7 protein-coding genes are annotated in these 5770 nt (G+C 51.2%); 6 read left to right on the forward strand and 1 reads right to left on the reverse strand.

Annotation, left to right across the window (positions count from 1 at the left end; genetic code table 11):
• From Q669_RS11510 to umuC, 3 genes are all read left to right on the forward strand, one after another.
• The coding region (locus Q669_RS11510) for a DMT family transporter (RefSeq protein ID WP_022992356.1) at positions 1–573 on the forward strand (573 nt) is incomplete at its 5' end.
• Between the two features lie 21 nt (positions 574–594).
• Positions 595–927, forward strand: coding sequence for a tRNA-binding protein (locus tag Q669_RS11515; protein WP_022992357.1), 333 nt, complete (start codon positions 595–597; stop codon positions 925–927).
• Positions 928–1231: 304 nt separating this feature from the next.
• Positions 1232–2407 carry a translesion error-prone DNA polymerase V subunit UmuC gene (gene umuC, locus Q669_RS11520; RefSeq protein WP_081699741.1) on the forward strand — a complete coding sequence of 392 codons (1176 nt, stop codon included), beginning with the start codon at positions 1232–1234 and terminating at the stop codon, positions 2405–2407.
• Positions 2408–2479: 72 nt separating this feature from the next.
• Here the strand turns inward: umuC and Q669_RS11525 are convergent, their stop codons facing one another.
• A complete protein-coding gene (locus Q669_RS11525; protein ID WP_022992359.1) occupies positions 2480–3448 on the reverse strand; it encodes an integron integrase in 969 nt (322 codons plus the stop codon).
• Positions 3449–3803: 355 nt separating this feature from the next.
• Between Q669_RS11525 and Q669_RS11530 the strand changes: the two genes are divergently transcribed.
• The 3 genes from Q669_RS11530 (at position 3804) to Q669_RS11540 (ending at position 5715) form a co-directional block, all read left to right on the forward strand.
• Positions 3804–4214, forward strand: coding sequence for a hypothetical protein (locus Q669_RS11530; RefSeq protein ID WP_036149633.1), 411 nt, complete (start codon positions 3804–3806; stop codon positions 4212–4214).
• A 121-nt stretch (positions 4215–4335) separates the two neighbouring features.
• Positions 4336–4941 (forward strand): hypothetical protein, encoded by a 606-nt coding sequence (locus Q669_RS11535; RefSeq protein WP_022992361.1) that lies wholly within the window; start codon positions 4336–4338, stop codon positions 4939–4941.
• A gap of 420 nt (positions 4942–5361) precedes the next feature.
• Positions 5362–5715, forward strand: a complete 354-nt coding sequence (locus Q669_RS11540) for a nuclear transport factor 2 family protein (protein ID WP_022992362.1) — start codon at positions 5362–5364, stop codon at positions 5713–5715.
• Positions 5716–5770: the final 55 nt, after the last annotated feature.

A 5770-nucleotide genomic window follows, 5' to 3' on the forward strand; every position in this document is an offset into this window, starting at 1 on the left:
CACGTTCGCCGGAATACGCAGGGCGAGAAACTACGAGGTCAGTACATCGTTGGGGCCCTGGTTGCCTTGGCAGGTTGTTGGTTGTTGATCAGCCGTAATGCCGATGGATTTTCCTGGGAGAACCTGCCGGGTTACATGGTGGCTCTGTCCTGCGCTTTGATCTGGTCATCCTATTCCGTTCTCAGCAGACTGGTTCGCTCGGTACCGACCGATGCGGTGGGCTGGTTCTGCGGTGTCACGGCTTTTCTGGCGTTGATTTGTCACCTTTTATGGGAGGAAACAGTGTGGCCAGAAGGCGCACTTCAATGGATTGGCGTGGTGGGGCTCGGCCTCGGACCGGTGGGCATAGCATTCTTCACCTGGGACCATGGTGTAAAGCACGGAAACATCCAGTTACTGGGAACCCTGGCATACAGTGCGCCACTGATTTCAGTGATCCTGTTGATCATTGCCGGATTCGGCGAGGCTACAGTTGCCGTGTTGAGTGCCAGCATCCTGATCGTCATTGGTTCCTTGATCGCGGGTCGTGCGAAGAGCCGGAAGGTCGCCGAGCCAGATTTGTTAACAGACTAACTACGTCAAAGGAGCAGTGAGATGATTACCTGGGACGATTTCGAGAAGGTTGAACTACGGATCGGGACCATCATTGAAGTGATGGATTTTCCTGAAGCGCGCAAACGGGCTTATAAATTGCGAGTGGATTTCGGGCCGGACATTGGTATTCGTAAATCGAGTGCACAGATTACAAACCTCTATGGCAAGCAGGAGCTCATCGGCAAGCAGGTTTTGGCCGTCACCAATTTTCCGCCCAAACAGATTGGCCCTTTTTTGTCGGAGTGTCTGGTCACTGGCGTGCAAACCGAGAAGGGCGCAGTTACCTTGGTGAGACCGGATGCGCAGGTGGATAACGGGGAGCGCTTGTTCTGAGTTTCGACGGCTTACACATCACGGGCCAACTGGTATTTAAGTCCAAGTGAGGGCGATGAACGGGGCAAAGTCTCCTGTGCTGGCTATGGTGAGCGGAAAGCTCACCGTTGCAGCGCTCCAATGCACTTTCCTCCGATTCGTTGCTCCAAAATAGCCGCAAAGCTCCTCGTAATCGTCCAATGCAAATGTTCGCTTTGCGACCTTAACGGCCGAATTATGCTGGTAATCTACGGCCAGAACCGGCCAAAATATTGTCACATTATCAGAGTGAAAACCTGAAAAAGTGTAACTCCGACTCTTTTCAATCCTTTCAGTCACTTATAAGGTTGTTACATGTAACCACAGGACTAATAAGATGGGCGTGCCGGTCCATCACATCAAATCCGAGATTCGCCGATACGGCATCAACGTATTCTCTTCCAATTACACGCTCTACGGCGACATGAGCCGGCGAGTGATGACAACGTTAGAGAGCTTGGCTCCAAAAGTGGATGTGTATTCCATTGATGAAGCCTTTCTCGACCTGACCGGCATTGACCGGGTGGTATCCTTCGAGGAGTTTGGTCGAGAGGTTAAAAGCACTGTTTACCAGAACGTTGGTTTGCCCGTCTGTGTGGGCATTGCCCCCACGCGAACACTGGCCAAGCTGGCTAACTTTGCCGCGAAGAAGTATCCGGCGACCGGAGGCGTGGTAGACCTCACAGACCCCGTCCGGCAACGGCGGTTGATGGCCCGGGTACCGGTTGAGGAGGTTTGGGGTGTCGGCCGAAAGCTCAGTGCCAGGCTGCAGGCCATGGGCATTGTCACAGCGTTACAGCTAGCGGATACCCATCTGGCGACGCTGAGAAAACAGTTCTCTGTCGTGTTGGAACGCACCGCCCAGGAACTCAACGGCATGCCCTGTGTTGCGTGGGAGGATGTGCCGCCCCCCAAGAAGCAAATCATGTGTTCCCGATCTTTTGGCCAGCCGCTTCAGAAACTAAGCGACCTGGAGGAGGCCGTTGCGCACTTTGCGACCCGCGCTGCGGTAAAGCTTCGGGCGGGTGATCAGTACGCTGGAGAGCTGATGGTGTTTATCCGAACCAACCCATTCAATCCCAGCGCACCGCAGTATTCACGCAGCGCCAGTGTGAAGCTTATCCAGCCCAGCCAGGACTGCCGGGTTATTGTGCAGCAGGCCCTGAATCTGCTGCGACCGATGTATCGCGAAGGATTTGATTACGCCAAGGCCGGCGTCATGCTGTGTGAGTTGGTGGAAGAAGCGGGTGTTCAAGAGGATCTCTTTCAAGCCGCTGCCGGGCAGGCACCAGACAACGGCAGATCGGAACGCCTGATGGCCGTTATGGATGCCATTAACCGAAAGGCCAAGGCTCCGGTCTACATGGCCAGGGAGGCCGGGCCTGCTGCCTATGCGATGCGACGGGGGCATTTGTCGCCGGCGTATACGACTCGTTGGGATGACTTGCCGAAGGTTCTTTAAAAACAAAAGCGAACATTCGGAGTACCTCATATCCTTGGCGTTATCTGCCCCAGTTAAGCGCTTGGTCGCTTCTCAAGAACCTGGCAAGCGATCAAATGGACTAACTGTTCCAGCTCGTCGATCGCCAATAATGTGGGTGTAGATTTCAGTCGTCCGAATATCGCTGTGGCCGAGGATTTCCTGAACTGTTCGAATATCACTCCCTGATCTCAATAACTCCGTCGCGAAAGCATGCCTAAAGGTGTGTGCTGACACTCGTTTGGTGGTGCCGCTATCCAGAACCGCCTGCCTCAATTGCCGCGAATAAGAAGAACGATGAAGATGGTGCCGGCACACATAGCCAGCGATGGGGTGAACGCATCTTGTCGAAGATGGGAATAGGTATTGCCATCCCAAGTCCTTCATAACCGGCCCGTACTTCTTATGCAGTGAGGCGGGCACCGAAGTAAGGCCAAATCCATCGGCTAGATCAGACTCGTGCACGGACCTTGCGTGGGCGATTTGTCGTTCAAGGTTATCTCTGAGATTTCCTGGAATCAGGGTGTATCGGTCTTTCCGCCCTTTGCCGTTGAATACGAGCAGATTGCGGCTCTTCAAATCAATGTCTTTGATGCGAAGTGATAGCGCTTCGTTGATTCTCAAACCGCATCCATAGAGCAGAGCGGTAATGAGCCAATACTCGCCTTCCATGCGGTGGAGAATCGAAGCTACTTCATCGGGATTAAGAACGGTCGGCATGCGACGAGGGGTCTTCGTCATCTTGTACTGGAGATTCTCAATCTCCCGTCTAAGCACATGCTTGTAGACAAAAATAATCGCGCACAGAGCCTGATTCTGAGTACCTGAGCTGACTCCACGATTGACGGCGAGGTGATTCAGAAAGCGCTCAATCTCGTGATTACCCATCACCTCTGGGTGTTTCTTGTCGTTAAAGAGGATGAATTGGCGGATCCAGTAGAGATAAGACTGCTCGGTGCGGTAGCTGTACTGCTTGGTTCTGATCTCTGTGCGAACCGATTCCAGAAACGGTGATTTAGCCACAGTCGCCCTCCTTGGCTAAAGCTGTATGGATGTACAGTTATAATGAAAAGGCCGCAAAAACGCCAAATTTTCTGCGGTTTAACGTGCGTGGCTGTGCACGTTTTTCACAGGGCGCCTCTGTAGATGTCTGATTTAAAATGGTAATTTTTTAATGCTTTGGTTTTAACGTGCAAAACCGCGCACGGATAAACCGCGTGCACGCTTTTCACAAATCTAAAGGCCCGACAACGGCCCGAAGCAGGCCAATAAGACTCTGAAAAAAATGAGTATTCGGTGTGTGAAGTGGTTTTTGACGGGGTGGTTTCGTTGCGGTTTAATGAGAATTCACGCTAATAAGCTGTTAGACGAGATGGGTATGAAGTCAGACGACAGACTGGTTTTCCGCTTAAAGGGTCAATTTGGCTATGTAGATGGCTCTTTGTTCAGCGATGCGGACCTAGCCTCTGTGCGCGCAGACACGGTCTTTCTGAATCTGGAGAATTCAGAGGTATCCGATTGCGGAATTGCCAACTTGCCTGACATGCCTGCATTGCGTTGTATTGATCTTGATGGAACGCGGGTAACCGACATAGCGATGGAGCGCCTTGCAACATTCAAGAGTCTTGAGGAAATCTGGCTTGAAGGTACTGTAGTTTCGGATATTGGGCTCGGTTTTCTCCAGTCACTCAAGGGGCTTAAATTCATATCGGTATTGGATTGCGAACACATATCGGATGAGGCGGTATCAAGCTTGCAGGCAGCGAATCCCGGGATTGAAGTACATTGAGAGCCGGTACCGCGTCTAACCAATACAGTCACGGCGACGTCTACTACATTGCGGCTTCGCCTCCATTTCGCAGCCGCGCGTGCTGTTGGCGTTATGCACAAGGGACGGACGGTGTCATCGTATGAAACTACCATTTGAGCGCCTTGGAGCTTTTTTCGTTTGGTATCTTGCCCGTGACTTGCCGCTCGTTCTGACTAAATCAGACCTCGTTAAATTCATTGATAAAGCACCAATTGAGGATGCGAATCAAAGTTCAAGGTTGAAAATAGCTGTATTTATGGGCGTTGGCTACTCAGCCGAAATCTCCGAAAGCGCAACTATTGTTACTCATGAGATTGAGCGCAGCATTGATTCCAATGGGTGGCCGTACTCATACAGATTTGAAGGAAAAGAAGCAGTCTCGGCATTCGAGGCGTATACGTCTGCATTCTGTTTCTGTAACAAAAATATAGCTGCAGAAGAGGCCCGTACGAGCATTGATGGCCATGTCTCGTATAAGTTTTTTCGGTGTAAGCTCATGAGGAAGGTTGAATTGATATCCTTCTCCAAGGATATGGTAGAAAGCGTCGTTGGCCCAAGCGTGGAATATTTCGTTGGTCTTGCTGGCGGTGAGTATCTGTACTTTGGCGAGGGCTCGATTAAACGGCTTTACTCGGACCGGCTTGAGCCCGTTTCTGAGAGGCCGGACTACTACGAATTATTGGCTGCCTCGTATGGTCAGCGATGAGTACGCATAGCACTTCGCGCCAGCCGAAGACAGGGCGCACATGGCCTTCCTTGGCTAATCTGGGGGTTATGCAGAAATTGGGAGGCAAGGAATGATCAGAAACGCCTTTATTATTCTCGCAATCAATGCTGCGGCCAGTGGGTGTGCATATAGCATCAAAGATATTGATGTCAGTGATCTTGAGCCGTCTTGTGTTAGGGAATGTTCTACGAGCTATTCATCCTGTGTGTCACAAGGTAATCAAGTTGGTTTTAAAACTGAAACTCTGCGGGCTTGCCGAGAGTCCTACCAGGTTTGCACAAATACATGCCCGGTAGATTAGTGCATAACAAGTGCAGGCACGGCGACGCCCTTTTCATTGCGCCTTCGGCTCCATTACAAGGGCGCGCGTGCTGCAAGCGTTAGAGGTCCGAGAAAACTATGGAAAAGCATCAGGCTCAGCAATTTGCTCAGGAATGGGTGTCCGCATGGAATGCGCATGATTTAGATAAAATTCTTTCACACTATGAGGAAGAATTTGAAATGTCATCTCCAGCCATAACCAAGCTCACAGGAGAATCTTCCGGTGTGCTTCGGGGCAAAGATGCTGTCGGGGAATATTGGTCAGGTGCACTCGAAAAATATCCCGACCTCGAATTCAACTTGCTTCACGTCCTTCGTGGAGCAAATAGTGTCACCCTTGTTTATGAGGGAGTCTTAGGACTTTCGGCGGAAGTGTTTCATTTCGGCTCTTCCGGCAAGGTGGCCAGAGCTTTTGCGCACTATGACCTCTAACAAGCGCAGGCACAGCGACGGCTTTTTCGTTGCGGTGTTAATGGCCAATTAAAGT

The sequence above is a fragment of the Marinobacter sp. C1S70 genome, assembly GCF_000475355.1.
Lineage (GTDB): Bacteria > Pseudomonadota > Gammaproteobacteria > Pseudomonadales > Oleiphilaceae > Marinobacter > Marinobacter nauticus.

Bases quoted from the DNA above. Each gene is read 5' to 3' on its own strand.
- Q669_RS11515 (WP_022992357.1), top strand. From the start codon at position 595: ATGATTACCTGGGACGATTTCGAGAAGGTTGAACTACGGATCGGGACC.
- Q669_RS11530 (WP_036149633.1), top strand. From the start codon at position 3,804: ATGAAGTCAGACGACAGACTGGTTTTCCGCTTAAAGGGTCAATTTGGC.
- Q669_RS11535 (WP_022992361.1), top strand. From the start codon at position 4,336: ATGAAACTACCATTTGAGCGCCTTGGAGCTTTTTTCGTTTGGTATCTT.
- Q669_RS11540 (WP_022992362.1), top strand. From the start codon at position 5,362: ATGGAAAAGCATCAGGCTCAGCAATTTGCTCAGGAATGGGTGTCCGCA.